Source organism: Belliella alkalica (assembly GCF_022549785.1).
In the GTDB taxonomy this organism is placed as follows: Bacteria; Bacteroidota; Bacteroidia; order Cytophagales; family Cyclobacteriaceae; genus Belliella; species Belliella alkalica.
In genome coordinates, this window is sequence record NZ_JAKZGO010000008.1 from 108,559 (window position 1) to 125,340 (window position 16,782).

Sequence of the window (16,782 nt, forward strand, 5' to 3'; positions counted from 1 at the left end):
CTCAGAATGTTGAAATGAATCGATTTCTAATACTTTTTCTAGTAACTTTCTTGTTTATTGTTTCCTGTACCCAACAAGAGGCAACATCTGAAGCTGAATTTTTAGACATTAAGACTTTAGACGTCTCTAATGCCATAGGGGGTTATAATAAGTATCATTACATAGAAGATCCAGATCTCCTATATGCCTACAATCAATTGTCATCTGTTCTTGATGTTTTTGAATGGAAAGAAGGGAAATACCTTGGGACAATTCCACTACCTGATATACCTGAAGCCTTTGGTTTTGCATGGTCTGAGTTTTTTCCAATTGCTGAAGATTCCTTGCTATTTGTAGACTATTTCGGAAAAATATTGTTGACTAACGCTGAAAGTGAACTTCTCTTGGCTTTTTCATTGAATGATTATTTACCTAATGGATACGAGTTTTTCTTTGGAAATAATACTCAAAATTTAATTTATAAAAATGGTAGGCTAGTTTTCAGAATTCAAAGAACTAATTTTTCACCAAATAAGCAAGGGTATTATGAAGGAGAAATTTTTGGTTGCCTAAATTTGAACGCGCTAGATAAAGCCAGATTGCTTGGCGAATACCCAGAAAACTACGAGATTAAGAATAACAAATTCTTTTTCAATAATACTAAACTAGGATTTGATTTTGGATTAGATTCCGAAGAAGAAGTTTTGATTTCATTTAGAAATGATCATGCTATCCAATTAGTGATCGCAACGAGAAGAAAATGGTATGAAGGGAAGTCACAATTCCTCAAAAATCCCACACAATTAGATATAAATCAAGAAATTAGCTCTATTGAATGGATGGTTAAGGAAGGGTTTTATCATGACATTTTTACAGATCCCTATCGGAAAGTTATTTATAGAATTTGCGTCTTTCCTCAAGATTTAAATGATTTGGACGGTAAAAGAAGGAGTGCCGCAACTAGACCCTTTTCTATTCAGAAATTTAATAAGGATTTTAAGCTTTTGGCTGAAACTTCATTCAACACATCAGTTCTCGAATACTCTTTTTTGTCCCGAGTTGTTACCAGAGATGGTCTTTACCTTGGTGTTTTGGATTCTCCTGAAGACGAGTTAGTGTTCAGGAAGGTGATTTTCTAAATGTTTAACCCCAATACATATTTAGGCTATAGTTGAAAATAATTGATTTAACTTGTCCACATCATTGAGTTTTAATTGATTTTCATCCTTACAAAAGCCAATTCATCGTCTATATTTAAGTAACTGTAAATTTGACCGTCCTTTACAAATTTGGCTGTTGGTTCTGAATTGATGATTTCTGTGATTTCCCTTTCTCCAATCACTTCAAACTTCTCATTGATAATACTTATAAAGACTTTAGATTTTACTTTTTCATCAGCGATTCGGGGTAACTTGTAAGAACAAAATCTGTAAAACACTTCGTTTTTTTCGTCCCAAAAAAGCTCCGTAAACTTGACTTCTTCATTCAGTTTGGTTTCCATTTCTGTCCTTTCTTCACTAGAGGAAACATCATTCGTATAAGTCCCTGATTTTTCATTGGCAAAAAGTGTATTGGTAATCCTATGGTATGTCAAGCTATCATTTTTGGGATCATATTCGTAGATAGCATTGAAGGCATCAGACCAAAAAATAACTTTCCCTTTATGATGTGTCAATTCAAGATTTGGTTCACTTGCATAAATTTCCATAAATCCTTCAGACTCATTTTTAAAGGTTACCCTGAAATTTTCACGTTTTTGATACTCAGGCAGCGCGATCAATTTGCTGGTTTGATTTGCCAAATCAATATGAACAATATCCGAATTCAGATCTGAAAAAAAATCTTGTATCCCACAATACATAATATCTCCAGATTCAGAAAATCCAATTACAGATAGAGACTCTTCCTCATCTATTTTGTCCCTCAACCAATCATCGTTTAGCTTGATCCTTTGAAGGACATTTCCATCAATATCCGCTATATTAAGCTGCCCCCACTCCATGAAACCAATTTGGTCTTCTTTGACAATAAAAGTCTTGTAGGGATATTGACCTACACTGTTTGGCCCGTCTCTCTCAAATGGCTTTTTTTCAATGAGCTTCAAAGCACTAAGGTCTATCACTTCAAGATTGGAAGATTGGACATCCCAAAAATACAAAAGTGTCTTGTCAAGGTTGACAAACTGACCATTGGAACTGGTAGCCGTCATCAGGATCTCATCACCAGAATCAACGATGACTGTGTCCATGCTGATGGAAATTTCAGAGTAGTCTCCTCCTAATTGATTTTCTCTGCTTTCACCGCAGGAAAAAAGTAACAAAGCGAATATTGGTAATACTAAATATTTCATAACTTATTGTTTAATTTATCTTCAGCCTAACATAACCTAATTCATCATCCACATTGAGGAAGAGGTAGATTTTCCCATCTCTCACAAACTTTGCATTTGGTACTAAAGGTATTATGTCAGTGATTTCTTTTTCTCCTACTACATTATAACTTTCATCGATTATACTGATATAGGTTTTATACTTGGTGGGCTCATCTGCGATTTTTGGAAGCTGTTGGTGGGCGAACCTGTAATAGACATTATTTTTATCATCCCATAAGAGACTAGAGAAACTTATTTCTTGGTTGATTTTGTTAATTTCCTCAGCCCTAGCTTCATTGGAAGTAACATCATTGACATATGTCCCCATCTTTTCATTTGGAAAGATATTATTGGTAATCATTTCGAACCTCAAAGAATCCGTTTTGGGATCATAGACGTAAACATTGTTAATTACATTTGTCCAAAATATAACTTTATCATAATTTTTGTCCATTGATAAATTTGGAGAATTCATTGACGTACCACCATTTTCATTTTTAAAAGACACCCTAAAGTTTTCCCTTTTTTCAAATTCTGGTAGTTCAATAAATTTTGTTGTTTTATTCTCTATGTCTACTTGAACTATATTGGAGTTTATTTTTGAAAAATTTGTGATACTGCAGTACATCAATTTTCCATCATTAGAAAAACCCATCATACTTAAAAAATCTGTCACTCCCAATCCCGCTTTCACCCAATCCTCACTCAAATCGATTCTTTGCTGGACATTCCCATCAAAATCCGCCAAGGTTATTTTATTCCAATCGGAAAATGCTATTAAATTATCATTTATCCACCTCGCTTGATATACATTTTGACCAATACCATTTGGCCCTTCCTTTTCGAAGGTTTTCTTCTCAAGAAGTTGAAGGTTCTTAAGATCGACAATCTCCAATTCAGCAGACTTCCCTTCATAAAAAATCAAACTGCTGTTGTCAGAATTACTAGAATGTCCAAAAGGGTTTGTAGCCGCCATCAAAATATCCTCACCTGAATCAACGATAACAGTGTCCATACTGATGGAAAAATCAGAATAGTCTTCTCCTGATTGTTTTTCTCTGCTTTCACTACAGGAAAAAAGTAGTAAAACGAATATTGATAAAATTAAATGTTTCATATCATAAATGTCAATTGATTTTTATACGTACATAACCTAATTCATCATCCACGTTGAGAAAACAATAGATCAAACCATCTTTGACAAATTGAGCTGAGGGTACTGTTCGAAAAACATCCGACACTTCCTTTTCTGCCAACATTTCAAAGTTTTCGTTGATGATGCTGAAAAAAACCTTTCCCTTTGTCTTCTCGTCAGCTATCTTGGGTAAGTTATAGGATGAAAATCTGTAATAGACATTGTTTTTATCATCCCACAATAGCTTCGAAAAGCTTACTTCCAAATTGATTTTTTCCACTTCCTCGATCATCGCTTCGTGGGAAGCAACATCGTTTTTGTAGGTTCCCATTTTCTCGTTGGCAGTAAGTGTACTCGTAATCATTTCAAATTTCAAAGAATCAGTCTTGGAATCATAGACGTAGATATTATTGAATGCATCTGACCAAAAAATAACATTATCGAAATTTTTTTCAAAAAGAAGATTCGGAGAAATCATAGACATGGAAGTGCCTCCATTTGATTCTGCCTTATGTGTTACCCTAAAATTTTCTCTTTTGTCATACTCGGGCAACTCAAGCAATTGGGTAGTTTTATTTTTCAAGTCCACTTTCACTATATTGGAATTCAACCTTGAAAAATTAGTGATTCCACAGTACATCAAATTTCCATCGTCTGAGAAACCAAGCACTGCCAAAGACCCCTTTTCATCCAAACCTTCCTTTATCCAGTCTTCATTCAGTTTGATCCTTTGTTGTACATTTCCCTCCAAATCAACTATTGCCACTTGATTCCAGTCACTCAATGCGAGCAGACTATCTCCAACCATAAATGCTTGATAGGCATTTTGTCCAACGCCATCTGGCCCCTCAGTCTCAAGCTTTTTCTTTTCAACAAACTCAAGTTTGTCCAAATCTATGATTTCCAAATTCGCAGATCTACCATCCCAATAATAAAGCTTGCTATGATCAGAATTCACTGGAAATCTAAAGTAGCCAGTCGCAGCCATCAGGATTTCATCTTTGGAATCCACGACTACAGTATCCATGGAAATTTGAATGTCATCGTAGGAATTACCGGAAGTTTCTACATCCCTTCCGCCACATGAAGCCAAAAAAGCAATGGATATTGCGAAAATCAATTTTTTCATAAAGTGATAATTTATAATATTTGGATAAATACTGATAACGATTCAGTCCCAACATTACTTTTTTGAGGTAGCAAAATTGAAGTCCCACCAATCACTTAACTAAACCACCTTCTAATATAAACTACACTTTTAAAAAATCATATATTTCTTTGGATAAATTAACATCTTCTTTGATATTCTTGATTCTGCTAAATCCAAATGTGACAAGAGTTCCATAAAATACTAGCTATAACCTCACACCTTTATGGATGAATTATTAAATCCATGAAGCAAGTTAAATTAGGACTCAAAGAAAATTGGAAGCAATTCACCCTCTTGGTTATCATCAATGCCTTTGTAGGTGGGAAGTTTGGTTTGGAGCGAAGTATTTTGCCGCAGATTGCAGAAATTGAGTTTGCCATAAGAGCGATTTTAACTGGTATCATCGCAGATGCCTTCGGAATAGAATTGTCTATTTTGACCATCGGTGGACTGACAGTTTTCTCTGCGTTTGTTATTCTTTTAAGAATGAAAAATTTTTAGAAATTTTATTTATTTACAATTTTTTCAATCATTTTAAAATATTACTATAAAATAAGGTATCGTGATATTTATATATATTCACCCTAGATAAAACTATAAAAAAATCACTTCTTTGACCGTTATAAAAAATCCACTAAACTTTCATAGATTTCAAACTCTATCGCTTCTGAAAGATCAACTGTTTATCCTGTAGTCTCTTATTTATAGCTTCATTAATAATTAAATTTATCTTAGTGGGGTTATTAGTGGTTCTTTAGAAAAAAAGACAATCCCAAGTTTGAACAAATGGACATAATTCTTCATGCGAATCGGAATTAAATTAATCAGTTTCCTTTTTATTTTAAGTTTTTGTACTTCAAAAAATGAAATTCCTAACGAATTCTTAGAGGAAAAAATAGTAATTGATTTCAATGACAATATCTTTTCTACTACTTTTTTCTGGTATTCTGTTGATTATGATAATGGAAAACCAGTCTATTTATTCGTTGATGAACTATTTAATTTGGTAAAGTTAGATCTAGATCATCAAGTATTAGTACATAGTCTGAAAATTCCCAAAGGTGATGGGCCTTCAGGAATAAAAGGGGGTATATGGTCTCCCAGTTTAGGCTTAGATGACAATTACTTGATAGAAGGTCCTTTTCAATATTTTTTTATACGCAAAAATGGAGAAATTCAATCAAAGGTTGATGTTACTGAGAAGGTAATCAATAAACTTCAAGAAGAGTTTGGGGTATTAAGTAAGGGGCTATTTATTCGAACAAATGGTGGACATTTTAAAGATGGTAAGAAAATCATAGTTTCTATTGGTAGAACTAATAAAATTGATGACAATGAATTTCCGGTTTTCCCTCAATTTGCATCAATAGCATTTTTAAACCAAGACACGGTTGAGATCGAAATTTTAGACATTGAATACCCGAAAGAGCTCATTGAAACTGATTACAAATATGTTGGTCAGGCAGAAATCCCAAATTATTTTTTTAAAGGAGATTGGTTAGTTTACAACTTCGTGTCTTTTAGAGAACTATTCTTCTACAATTTAAAAACGCATGAAAAACGAAAAATCAGATTAAATACTACCTATGAGTTGGAAGATAAAGCCGTACCTTTTGGTGAAAAGCCTAACGAAAGTGTTATCTTTTATGGTTTCCCTTTAGTGGATTTTGAACAAGAAATCATTTATAGATATTATATTGTTGTCGACTCAGAAAGTTCAACTGAAAGTAAAAACTATTTGAGTGCATATAATTTTGACGGAAAATTAATAAGTGAAGCTTTTTTAGGTAAAAACTCTGAAAGAATGCTCAGGAATTCAGTTTTAATTGGTGATTATATTTACATGAATAATTTCTTTCAATCTTCTGACGAGAGAATAGAATTCAGCAGGTTCAGCTTGCAAAAAAAATAGTTGATTACACTTAAAGGATTTGTTATTCTATAACTTGATTCACAATATAATTGTCTCTAAGCTTTACATTTTGCATTAACCGTAAATCTAAAATCTACCCTCTAAAATCTAAAATTCTAATCCAAATAATACACTCTCTTGACCCGACTACTGATATTGGTGAGCAACTCGTAAGGAATAGTGCCGATATTGGTAGCCAATTCTTTGAGGGAGATGCCGGGACCATAGATCAAGACTTCATCGCCTTCTTTTGTGTCGATTTCTGATACATCCACCATACACATATCCATGCAGACATTGCCAATGATTGGAGCCTTCTTTCCATGAATCAAGACAAATCCTTTCCCATTGCTAAATCTTCGATCATAACCATCAGCATATCCGATTGCAATCGTTGCGATTTTCCCATTTTTTCCCATTTGGCCTTTGCGACTATAGCCTACACTTTCGCCAGCTACTAAATGCTTGATTTGGGATATTGTGGTTTTGAGCGAAGATATTGGTCTTAACTTTTGATCAAAAATCCCATTCACTTCAACTCCATACAATCCGATTCCCAATCTTACCATATCGAATTGGTAGTCTGGGTATCTGATGATTCCAGCGGAATTGAGTGCATGGCGCAATGGTTTGTGATCTAAGTATTCAGAAACTTGCTCGCACATTTGGGAGAAAAGTTCTAGCTGCTGCAAAGAAAAATCTTCATGAACGGCCTCATCTGCACCTACCAAATGGGTGTACAAACTTGTTACAATCAATTCAGGGAACATTTCCACCAACTCCTTCAATTCCCCTAATTGCTGTTGGTCAAATCCCAACCGATGCATACCAGTATCCAAATCAAGGTGGATTTTCATCGAGACCTGATGGGTTCTACAGTATTTCCCGAGTTGTCTGTAAAAAAGAGGACTATAAACGACCGGCTCCAAATCATGCTTCTCAAGCAGATGGAAAGATTCCTGTGCTGGATTCAGAACCATAATCGGTAAAGTGATTCCCTCTTCTCTCAAAGCAACCCCTTCGTCAGTATATGCAACAGCCAGGTAATCTGCTCGCAACTGCTGCAAGTGATTGGCGATTTCGGTAGCACCCCCTCCATAAGCAAAAGCTTTTACCATGACCATGATTTTGGTTTGGGGAAGAACTTTGGTTTTATAGAAATTATAATTGTGGGTCAAGGCATTGAGGTTGATCTCAAGTGTAGTTCCATGAATTCTTTGCTGTAGCTTATTCACTATACGCTCAAATCCATAGATCCTCGCTCCTGTAACCAAGATCAGGTCATTGTCAAAATGATCCTCTTGGAGCTCTGCAAGTAAATCTTCCGTATTTTGATAAAACAATGTTTGGCATGGCAACTCTCCTTCCAAAACCTGAATCGTCTCTCCAACACCAATTAGCAAATCAATTCCATAATGCTTTAGCAATTGGGCTACCTCTTGATAAACTTCGCCAGGTTGCCCGACCTGCATAAAGTCAGAAAGAAATACCACTTTTCTGTTTTTTGGCCTTTGTGCAGCCATAAAGTCCAAGGCAAGCCGTAATCCTGCCAAATCATTGTTGTAAGTATCATCAATGATCAAAGTTTCATTGTAACCTGACTTGAGCGTCAGGCGCATATCCACAGCTTTGAGATGATTGATCCCTGCTTGGATATCTTTGGCTTTCATTCCAAGCGTAAGTGAAGCCACTATCACATGTCGGATATTTTCCAATGATGCTACATCTGAAAATGGTACCTGAAAAGTAAACATTCCCATATCAGGTTTGATCAAAAGGATTTTGGTTTTTTCAGCGTCTTTTTTGATCGTCAAAGTATAATCTGCACCTGGCTGATCGGACCAGGAAATCAAATTTTCGCCATCAAACGCTGACTCTAAGTATTCTGAAATCTGATCATGTTCTTTTCGATAGATAACATATTTGGAGTCTTCAAAGAGCAAAGCCTTTTCTCTTAATTTTTCAGCTATTGAAGAAAAGCCATCTTCGTGAGCTGTTCCGATGTTGGTGAAAATCCCGATATCGGGTTTGATTATTTTTTGGAGGATTTCCATTTCCCCTACCTTCGAAATTCCTGCTTCTAAAATGGCTACCTGATGATATGGAGAAATTCCAAAAACTGAGAGTGGAACTCCAACTTGACTATTGTAGCTTTTTGGACTTTTGGCAACGGCATATTTTTGGGCCAGCACTTGGCCCAGCCATTCTTTGATGATAGTTTTCCCATTACTCCCAGTAATTGAAATGACTGGAGATTGAAATAGATCCCTTTGGAAAGTTGCCAACAGCTGTAAACCTACCTTAGTATCTTCTGCAAAAATCAAGTCCAATTTCCCCGATAAGGCTTTTGGTTCTTTGTAGCCTTTTTTTACCAAAAAACACTTCACACCCAATTCATAGAGCTCAGGGATAAAATCGTGCCCATCAAATTTTGCTCCCAATAATGCTACAAAAAGTGTTTGCTCAGCCTGAACCATTGATCTTGAATCAATAATTACATGCTGAATCAATACAGCTTCGCCGTTAGAAATCATTTGATCCCCAACTATTTTTCTGATTTGATTGGTTGTAATTGCCTGAATCATGGAATTGATTAAGAAAGTTAAATTAAAGCTCTTTCTTTTTGAAATATACATACTTGATCCATCTCGGAAGGAAAATCGCTCCCAGAATCAAATAAGGATAATAAGAAAGCATTCTCCACAAGATACTTGTCACAAAAGTATATCCCGACAAAAACTCAGTAAAGAATTGAGCAAAGAAAAACTCAGCGGTACCGCTACTTCCAGGGGTTGGAGAGATCATCATCACAATCCACATGATCACTTGCCTGGCAAATACAATCACATGTTCGCTTATACTTAAAGTTTCATAAGCTGCCACCAGTGCATTTAGCATCAAGTATCTGGAACTCCATATGAAGATAGTCACTGCTATGATTGGCAGCCAATATTTCCAATTTTTACCTTTCAGCTCTCTGGAAGCTTCTATGATTTGATTTCCATATTCATTTGCCGAGCGCTTCCACTTCAAAAGCCATTTGATAGAATAAATCTTTAGCAAAACCCATTTGAAAACCCTAGGTCTATAAAACAAGGCTGCTGCCATCACTATAGAATACAGCGCATAAAGTCCATAACTCGTCCAAAAAAGAATTTCCAAACTTCTTCCGAGCTTCATTTCCATTACCCTACTTGCTGGGAAAATATTTCCTTGTGCAAAAAACAAGATGATAGGAGCACCAATCACAAAAAATAAATTGTCCAATATTGCCGTGACCATGACATAAGCAATGGCTTTACCCAATTTGATCCCCTCTTTATTCAAAATAAAAATAGCAACTGCTGTCCCTCCCACAACGGAAGGAGTCACTGCGGAAGCAAATTCCCAAAGGATAATCACATAGATCGCACGCTTCCACGTAAGTTCCTTGTCTGTAATGGCTCTTATTCTATAGATATAGCCAAGATCTCTAAACAAGATCACCAAGATCGCTACCAAAATGGCAACATAAGATGCGTCAAATACACCTCTTAAGGTTTTGGCATTGACACTTGGATCCAAGTAAAACATTAGAAATACGATTCCTAAGCCAATAATGACAGGAACCCAAACCTTATTTGGATTAAGCGTTTCAAAAATCTTCTTGTTGTCTAACTTCATACACTAAGCCAAAGATACCGGCTCTGTTTTTTCTACCCAGAAATTATTAAATCCCTCTCCAATCCTGATAGTAACCACAGAAAGTTGGAGAAGTTCCAAGATGGCTAAGAAAGTATAGATCACAAAAATTTTATCTGGTTTGTAGTTTATAAATTCTGTAAAAGGAACCTTATCCCTGAAACTAATTTTATCCATCACAAAGTTTTTCTGCTGTTCGATAGAATAAGGATACTGAATCACCGTGTGCTTTGTTTCATCTACTCTTGAAGAAAATTTCGCCATCACTTTCTGATAGACCTTCAATAGTTTATATAAATCCAAATCTTGCATCTCCGCCTCTACATCATCCACTTTGGATAATTGCTTCAACTCTGCCACAATATTTCCTCTTTTCTCTTTTGCCAACTGATTGACTTCCAAGGTAGAAAGATCGCCAATAACGGATTTATACTTTTTATATTCCAACAAGTGTCTGATCAGTTCCTCTCTTGGATCCACTTCTTCTCCAAGTTCATTGATTTCTGGTCTTGGAATCAGCATTTTGGATTTGATTTTCATCAAAGTAGCTGCAAAGAGAATAAATTCGCTGGCAACTTCTATCTCCATTTTCTCCAAATGATGAAGATAATCAAGGAAATCATTGGTGATCTTGAAAATGGGAATATCATAGATATCCAACTCATCTCTCTCTATAAAGAAGAGCATCAAATCGAACGGTCCTTCGAAAAGTGGTAATTTGATTTCGAAACTCACTGGATACTATTTATTTTATCTTAATTTTGCAGCACAATAGCATTCAAAGATATCTAAATTAATGCTAAATTAAACCCCGGTTAGGATAAAAGCTTTTCATGAATACGCTTTGGCTTGAATCTTGACTAGTTCAAAACAATAGCCCATTCAATAGAGTTTATAATTTTTAATAAGACAAAAAAATCGCTGATGATTATTAACCCAGGTAAATTACTCGCACAGATCGATTCCCCAGCAGATCTGAAAAAATTTTCCAAAGACCAACTTATACAAATCAGTGACGAACTTCGTCAGTTCATTGTTGACAATGTGTCTATTTATGGAGGTCACTTTGGGGCGAGTTTGGGTGTTGTTGAGCTGACTGTAGCTTTACATTATGTCTTGAACACACCTGAAGATCAGTTGGTCTGGGATGTAGGCCACCAAGCTTATGGTCATAAAATACTCACTGGACGAAAAAACCAATTCCATACAAATCGGATTTATGGGGGCATTTCTGGGTTTCCTAAAAGAAATGAAAGTGAATACGATACTTTTGGAGTAGGCCATTCAAGCACTTCCATTTCTGCGGCTCTTGGTATGGCCATGGCTTCCAAATACAAAGGAGACAAATTAAAGCAGCATGTAGCTGTAATTGGTGATGGGTCAATGACAGGCGGTATGGCTTTCGAAGCGATGAACCATGCTGGTGTCTCGGACACAAATCTGATTATCATTCTCAATGATAATTGCATGTCTATAGATCCGAATGTTGGTGCATTAAAGGATTATTTGACTGACATCACTACTTCGCATACATATAACAAGGTAAAAGACGAAGTTTGGAACCTTCTAGGCAAGTTCAGCAAATTTGGAACATCGGCACAAGAAGTAATTTCAAAGGTTGAAGGAGCTATCAAAGCAACTGTACTAAAGCAAAGCAATTTATTTGAATCCCTAAATCTCAGGTATTTTGGCCCAGTGGATGGTCATGATGTGAATCATTTGGTCGAGGTGCTTTCAGATTTGAAAAATATACCTGGACCGAAAATTTTACATTGTGTCACTGTAAAAGGAAAAGGCTATGCTCCTGCGGAAAATGGCAATAAAACAACATGGCATGCTCCAGGGCTATTTGACAAAGTAACTGGAGAAATTTACAAAAAGAAACCAACAGCACCCCAAGCACCAAAATACCAAGATGTTTTTGGTCATACTTTGGTGGAATTGGCAAAGGAAAATGATAAAATAATGGGTGTGACACCTGCTATGCCATCTGGTTCATCCATGAATATTATGATGAACGAGATGCCTGAGAGGGCATTTGATGTAGGCATCGCAGAACAACACGCAGTTACTTTTTCAGCAGGATTGGCTACACAGGGTTTGATTCCTTTTTGTAACATCTATAGCACATTTATGCAAAGAGCCTATGATCAGGTTGTTCATGATGTTGCGCTACAAAATCTTCAGGTAGTCCTTTGCTTGGATAGAGCTGGGTTTGCTGGAGCAGATGGCCCAACGCACCATGGTGCGTATGACATTCCATATTTCAGGTGTATTCCAAATATGGTAGTCTCAGCTCCTATGAATGAGGAAGAATTGAGAAACCTGATGTTTACGGCATCTACATTTAAAGGTCCGTTTTCTATAAGATATCCTAGAGGCCAAGGTGTCATGCCTGAGTGGAGAACACCAATGCGGAATATTCCAATTGGTCAGGGAAGAATCGTAAAAGAAGGTGAAGAAGTTGCCATTCTGACCATTGGACATATTGGTAACTATGCTGTGGAAGCTTGTGAATCTTTGGAAAAGGAAGGCTTGAGCCCTGCACATTACGACATGCGTTTTGTAAAACCTTTGGATGGAGAGTTACTTCATGAAATCTTCGGAAAATTCAAGAAGGTAATCACAATAGAAGATGGAGCATTGATGGGCGGATTTGGTTCAGCAGTAGTAGAATGGATGACTGATAATGGTTATTCAGCTCAATTGAAGAGATTAGGTATACCAGATAGAGTCGTAGAGCACGGAGAGCAAATTGAGTTGCATAGAGAGTGTGGCTTTGATCCTGAAGGAATAGCTGAGGCTGTGAGGGAGATGGTTGAGGTTCAGGTTAGAGATTGATTTATGCCCACGGTTTTGAAAATTGGAGGTTTAAGATTCTTCTTTTATTCTAATGATCATGAACCAATTCATATTCATGTAGAATCTGGAGATTCAACTGCAAAGTTTAACCTTAAACCAATTCAAAACGTAAAATCAAAAGGTTTTAATTCAAAAGAACTAAAAGAAATTAGTAAATTGATTGAAATTAATATAGAGGTTCTAATTGACTCTTGGTATGAATATTTCGGTAATACATAAATCTCCATTAGCAAAAAAGGTCTGGTTTGACAAAACCAAATTCTATGTATTACTCGATGATGAAAGAGAAATAGGGATACCATTAGAATGGTTTAGAAAACTCAAATCAGCTAGTACTGAAGAACTAAATCAATATAGACTGATCGGAAATGGAGAAGGAATTCACTGGGAAGTATTAGACGAAGATATTTTAGTAGAAGCCTTGCTGTAAATTCAGCAAGGCTTTTATATTTTTACAATATGATCTCATTTACCAAACAAGGCACGGGAAAACCAATTATCTTTCTCCATGGATTTTGCGAGACAAAAGAAATGTGGAAAACTTTTTCATCACAGTTATCCACTGAATTTACGGTTTACTGCCTTGATCTTCCTGGATTTGGTAGCTCTGCTTTGCATATGGATCAACTGAATCTTGAAGAAGTAGCAGTTACCCTTCATGATTGGATGGAAATAAACAAAATCAAGCAACCAATCATCATAGGCCATTCCTTAGGAGGTTATGTTGCTTTAGCTATGGCTGAGTTGCTTGGGTCAGAACTTGCAGGAATCGGATTGTTTCACTCCACAGCATTTGCTGATGATGAAGAGAAAAAACATACAAGAAACAAGACCATAGCATTTGTCAAAAAACATGGAGTGGAGAAATTTATCGAATCCTTTGTCCCTCCTTTGTTTGCTGTCCACCATCAAGAAATGTTGGAAGGTGAAATAGCAACTTTGATTCAATATGGAAAAATGACACCAAAGAAAACTGTATTAGCCTATATTGAGGCTATGCGTGATCGAAAAGACAGGTTTGAAGTGTGGAAAACTTTTACAGGAGAAAAATTTATGGTAGCTGGTACGTTAGACCAAGCTGTAAAAATTGAAGTAAGCAAACTTCACCAACCTTTCGCAACTGCTTACCATGAATTAGAAGAGGTGGGTCATATGGGAATGTTTGAAGAGAAAGAGTTAAGTTTAGAATATATTCAGGCTTTTTTAGCAGAAGCCTAACATCAAATACTTAAGTAATGAAAAAGAATACTTAGTTAAAAAGATAATCGAATTTCAAAAACTATTTTCTTAAATTAAGTCTTCCTATAGGTTTAATTGCAGGTGTTGTCTATTATTTTCTTATGATCCGATTTGATTTTGAAAATGTGGTGCAAATGCAAGAAGTTTATGGATCAATATTATTTGTAATTTTCATGATAATCATGGACTACTTTACATTTTACAGAGCAAATAAAAAATATCATCTGAATAAATGAAAAGATGATGTTATGTATCATCTTAATCATACCACCTCTTTTTCAATATGTAATCTAATTGCCTCGGCTACTAGATTATTCAAAGATGTTTTTTCCTTCATGGCCAATAGTGCAGCTTTTTGGTGTAAGTTTGATGAAATTCTTACATTAAAACTACCCTTAAAAGGTTTTTCAGGTGAAATACCTTCCTGTTTACAATCTGATAAATAATTTTCTACTGCCAACTTAAAATCTTCTTCAAGAAGCTTTCCAGTCTCTCCTTCATATGAAATAAGCCCCTTAATACCAAGTACTTTCCCATATAGCATACTATCCTCAGGACTGTATTCGATACTTCCTGTGTATCCTCTATAATTTAGGTGTTTCATAGTTTTAATAATTCCTTAATTTGTTTGAGTTGATACAGCTTCATAATCCCGTCTGGATGAGGTTTATGTAACATAATTGGCGTGCCATGTTCATCTTGAAATCTAACTCTAGACCCAGCTGTCTTACCAACTTTAATCTCTTCAAAACCAAAATATCCAAGAAGTTTGACAAGCTCATCGTAATGGAAGTCTGATGGCATATTCAAAAACCTACTTAGAAGTTAGCTTTTTTTGACATAACTCAAAGTAACCAAATATAGTTGCATTTTACAAACTGAAATGCAAGATTTTTAACGAGAAGATTATACTAACTTTGGATACATAAATCAATAAAAATATTTAGACTTAGTAGAAAACTACGCTTAGTAGGGGTCAACTTCCCTTTGCGTTTCCTAGCGTTCCTTTGCAGTTTAATTAAATTAAAACTTCGGTATCTTAACCATCGGATGTGGATAAGTACCACCAAGTGAAATCTTATATTCCTTCAGCTGCTTTGTGGATAACTCGAAAGGCTGATGAATATCATAACCTGGAATGGCTTGAAGCTCTGGAATCCATTGCCTAATATAATCTCCTTTTCGATCATAATTATTCCCTTGCTTGAGGATATTGAAATATCTGTTTTCCCTTGGATCATTGCCTACTCCAGCCACATACATCCAATTGCCCCAATTGGAACAAACATCATAATCTATCAGTTGGCTTTCAAAATACGATGCCCCCCAGCGCCAGTCAATGTTGAGATCATTGACTAGAAATGAGGCAACATTTTGTCTTCCTCTATTGGACATGAAGCCAGTCCCATTCAATTCACGCATATTGGCATCTATAAATGGAATACCCGTTTTCCCTTCTGCCCATTTCCAAAAAAGTTGTTCATTTCTAACCCAGTTATCCACATTGTCTTTGATTCCAGAAACCAAAAATATCTTCCGCCCATGCTTTTTTGCAATAAATCTGAAGTAATCCCTCCAAATCAACTCAAAGATCATCCAATATGTAGATTGGTTTTTCTTTCGCTCACTTTCATACTTTTTTACTTCTTCGAAAATAAATCTCGGGGAAATACAACCTAATGCAAGCCAAGGCGAAAATTTACTGCTATAGTCTGCACCCAATAAACCATTTCGGGTTTCTTTATATGTTTTCAGACAATCCTTATCCCAAAAATAAGATTCTATCCTAGCTATACCTGCATCCTCTCCCCCTTTGAATTCCATTACTGCACGGGGGGAAACAGGCACTTTACCAATTTCATAATTCGAAAGATCAGGAAATTCTCTCCAGTTTATTTTAGGTGAATTGATAACTTCTGGGGTAGGTAAAGGCTTTCTAACTTCAGAAAATTTCTCACATTCTTTTCTAAATTGAGTAAATACTTCCGGTGTTTGATTAATCGGAAACGGCAAATCGTCCAAATGAAATAAGGTGCTTTGCCAAAAGGTGATTGCCTCAATACCAATTTTCCATAGCGAGGATTCTAGCGCTTTTTCTACCGCTATCTCTTCTGATGTTACTTCTTCAGAGAAATAAACAGCATCAATTTGATATTCCTTGGTAACCTCAGGGATTAATTCTTCTGGTTTTCCATGCAAAATCATAAGATTAGAGCCTAATTCCTTTAGATTTTTTCTCAAGTTATCCACAGCTTGAATTAAAAATCTTAATCTATGGCTTCCCGTTTTTGGAAAGCCTAAATCAAGTATCCTAAATTGCCTTGGATCAAAGCAATAAACTGGAATAATCTCTTCGGATTTTTCTATAGCGGAAAATAAGGCTACATTATCATGCAGCCTTAAGTCATTCCTAAACCAAACTAATGTACGCTTGTACTTCATTAGATTAATAA

At 35.9% G+C, this 16,782-nt stretch carries 15 protein-coding genes and 1 pseudogene; 7 read left to right on the plus strand and 9 right to left on the minus strand.

Translation table 11 applies throughout. From position 1 onward, the window contains the following. Positions 1 to 14: 14 nt before the first annotated feature. Complete coding sequence (locus tag MM213_RS11285) at positions 15 to 1,118, plus strand: DUF4221 family protein (RefSeq protein WP_241412345.1); 1,104 nt, start codon at positions 15 to 17, stop codon at positions 1,116 to 1,118. Between the two features lie 71 nt (positions 1,119 to 1,189). On the opposite strand, the gene MM213_RS11290 is transcribed toward MM213_RS11285, so the two are convergent. Genes MM213_RS11290 through MM213_RS11300 form a run of 3 tightly spaced genes read right to left on the minus strand, consistent with a single transcriptional unit; the run spans position 1,190 to position 4,614 of the window. Beyond that, on the minus strand, positions 1,190 to 2,329 hold the full coding sequence (locus MM213_RS11290; RefSeq protein WP_241412347.1) for a DUF4221 family protein: 1,140 nt from the start codon (positions 2,327 to 2,329) through the stop codon (positions 1,190 to 1,192). 10 nt (positions 2,330 to 2,339) lie between these two features. Beyond that, complete coding sequence (locus MM213_RS11295) at positions 2,340 to 3,467, minus strand: DUF4221 family protein (RefSeq protein ID WP_241412349.1); 1,128 nt, start codon at positions 3,465 to 3,467, stop codon at positions 2,340 to 2,342. A gap of 10 nt (positions 3,468 to 3,477) precedes the next feature. Continuing rightward, positions 3,478 to 4,614, minus strand: coding sequence for a DUF4221 family protein (locus tag MM213_RS11300; protein WP_241412351.1), 1,137 nt, complete (start codon positions 4,612 to 4,614; stop codon positions 3,478 to 3,480). A gap of 264 nt (positions 4,615 to 4,878) precedes the next feature. On the opposite strand from MM213_RS11300, the pseudogene MM213_RS11305 reads away from it, so the two are divergent. Continuing rightward, positions 4,879 to 5,070 (plus strand): annotated as a pseudogene (locus tag MM213_RS11305) (MFS transporter); the annotation flags it as partial. A 568-nt stretch (positions 5,071 to 5,638) separates the two neighbouring features. Continuing rightward, entirely contained in the window at positions 5,639 to 6,547 is a 909-nt protein-coding gene (locus MM213_RS11310) for a hypothetical protein (RefSeq protein WP_241412353.1), read from the plus strand. Positions 6,548 to 6,663: 116 nt separating this feature from the next. On the opposite strand, the gene MM213_RS11315 is transcribed toward MM213_RS11310, so the two are convergent. From MM213_RS11315 to MM213_RS11325, 3 genes are read right to left on the minus strand one after another with little or no spacing between them, the layout of a single operon-like run. Further along, positions 6,664 to 9,132, minus strand: coding sequence for a bifunctional UDP-N-acetylmuramoyl-tripeptide:D-alanyl-D-alanine ligase/alanine racemase (locus MM213_RS11315; protein ID WP_241412355.1), 2,469 nt, complete (start codon positions 9,130 to 9,132; stop codon positions 6,664 to 6,666). A 22-nt stretch (positions 9,133 to 9,154) separates the two neighbouring features. Beyond that, entirely contained in the window at positions 9,155 to 10,210 is a 1,056-nt protein-coding gene (locus MM213_RS11320) for a lysylphosphatidylglycerol synthase transmembrane domain-containing protein (RefSeq protein WP_241412357.1), read from the minus strand. Positions 10,211 to 10,213: 3 nt separating this feature from the next. Further along, positions 10,214 to 10,963: a segregation and condensation protein A gene (locus MM213_RS11325; protein ID WP_241412359.1), complete on the minus strand. Its 750-nt coding sequence runs from the start codon at positions 10,961 to 10,963 to the stop codon at positions 10,214 to 10,216. Between the two features lie 189 nt (positions 10,964 to 11,152). Between MM213_RS11325 and dxs the strand changes: the two genes are divergently transcribed. Genes dxs through MM213_RS11345 form a run of 4 tightly spaced genes read left to right on the plus strand, consistent with a single transcriptional unit; the run spans position 11,153 to position 14,308 of the window. Next, positions 11,153 to 13,069 (plus strand): 1-deoxy-D-xylulose-5-phosphate synthase, encoded by a 1,917-nt coding sequence (gene dxs / locus MM213_RS11330; protein ID WP_241412361.1) that lies wholly within the window; start codon positions 11,153 to 11,155, stop codon positions 13,067 to 13,069. Positions 13,070 to 13,072: 3 nt separating this feature from the next. Beyond that, positions 13,073 to 13,309 carry a DUF4160 domain-containing protein gene (locus MM213_RS11335; protein WP_241412363.1) on the plus strand — a complete coding sequence of 79 codons (237 nt, stop codon included), beginning with the start codon at positions 13,073 to 13,075 and terminating at the stop codon, positions 13,307 to 13,309. After that, entirely contained in the window at positions 13,287 to 13,520 is a 234-nt protein-coding gene (locus MM213_RS11340) for a DUF2442 domain-containing protein (protein ID WP_241274357.1), read from the plus strand. The genes MM213_RS11335 and MM213_RS11340 overlap by 23 nt, the downstream gene beginning before the upstream one ends. Positions 13,521 to 13,549: 29 nt before the next feature. Then, the gene (locus MM213_RS11345; protein ID WP_241412365.1) at positions 13,550 to 14,308 is read left to right on the plus strand and encodes an alpha/beta fold hydrolase; all 759 of its coding nucleotides are present in this window, start codon (positions 13,550 to 13,552) and stop codon (positions 14,306 to 14,308) included. Between the two features lie 283 nt (positions 14,309 to 14,591). Here MM213_RS11345 and MM213_RS11350 read toward each other — a convergent pair whose 3' ends face one another. The 3 genes from MM213_RS11350 to MM213_RS11360 form a co-directional block, all read right to left on the minus strand. Next, the gene (locus MM213_RS11350; protein ID WP_241412366.1) at positions 14,592 to 14,933 is read right to left on the minus strand and encodes a type II toxin-antitoxin system HicB family antitoxin; all 342 of its coding nucleotides are present in this window, start codon (positions 14,931 to 14,933) and stop codon (positions 14,592 to 14,594) included. Then, positions 14,930 to 15,133 (minus strand): type II toxin-antitoxin system HicA family toxin, encoded by a 204-nt coding sequence (locus MM213_RS11355; protein WP_241412368.1) that lies wholly within the window; start codon positions 15,131 to 15,133, stop codon positions 14,930 to 14,932. Before MM213_RS11355 ends, MM213_RS11350 begins: the two co-directional genes overlap by 4 nt. 219 nt (positions 15,134 to 15,352) lie before the next feature. Continuing rightward, positions 15,353 to 16,771 carry a DASH family cryptochrome gene (locus MM213_RS11360; RefSeq protein WP_241412370.1) on the minus strand — a complete coding sequence of 473 codons (1,419 nt, stop codon included), beginning with the start codon at positions 16,769 to 16,771 and terminating at the stop codon, positions 15,353 to 15,355. Between the last annotated feature and the right edge of the window lie 11 nt (positions 16,772 to 16,782).

What these genes read in the sequence shown, in the direction of transcription:
- MM213_RS11285 (WP_241412345.1), top strand. Translation starts at nt 15, where the DNA reads ATGAATCGATTTCTAATACTTTTTCTAGTAACTTTCTTGTTTATTGTT.
- dxs (WP_241412361.1), top strand. Translation starts at nt 11,153, where the DNA reads ATGATTATTAACCCAGGTAAATTACTCGCACAGATCGATTCCCCAGCA.
- MM213_RS11340 (WP_241274357.1), top strand. Translation starts at nt 13,287, where the DNA reads ATGAATATTTCGGTAATACATAAATCTCCATTAGCAAAAAAGGTCTGG.
- MM213_RS11300 (WP_241412351.1), bottom strand. Translation starts at nt 4,614, where the DNA reads ATGAAAAAATTGATTTTCGCAATATCCATTGCTTTTTTGGCTTCATGT.
- MM213_RS11350 (WP_241412366.1), bottom strand. Translation starts at nt 14,933, where the DNA reads ATGAAACACCTAAATTATAGAGGATACACAGGAAGTATCGAATACAGT.
- MM213_RS11360 (WP_241412370.1), bottom strand. Translation starts at nt 16,771, where the DNA reads ATGAAGTACAAGCGTACATTAGTTTGGTTTAGGAATGACTTAAGGCTG.
- MM213_RS11345 (WP_241412365.1), top strand. Translation starts at nt 13,550, where the DNA reads ATGATCTCATTTACCAAACAAGGCACGGGAAAACCAATTATCTTTCTC.
- MM213_RS11290 (WP_241412347.1), bottom strand. Translation starts at nt 2,329, where the DNA reads ATGAAATATTTAGTATTACCAATATTCGCTTTGTTACTTTTTTCCTGC.
- MM213_RS11295 (WP_241412349.1), bottom strand. Translation starts at nt 3,467, where the DNA reads ATGAAACATTTAATTTTATCAATATTCGTTTTACTACTTTTTTCCTGT.
- MM213_RS11355 (WP_241412368.1), bottom strand. Translation starts at nt 15,133, where the DNA reads ATGCCATCAGACTTCCATTACGATGAGCTTGTCAAACTTCTTGGATAT.
- MM213_RS11335 (WP_241412363.1), top strand. Translation starts at nt 13,073, where the DNA reads ATGCCCACGGTTTTGAAAATTGGAGGTTTAAGATTCTTCTTTTATTCT.
- MM213_RS11320 (WP_241412357.1), bottom strand. Translation starts at nt 10,210, where the DNA reads ATGAAGTTAGACAACAAGAAGATTTTTGAAACGCTTAATCCAAATAAG.
- MM213_RS11315 (WP_241412355.1), bottom strand. Translation starts at nt 9,132, where the DNA reads ATGATTCAGGCAATTACAACCAATCAAATCAGAAAAATAGTTGGGGAT.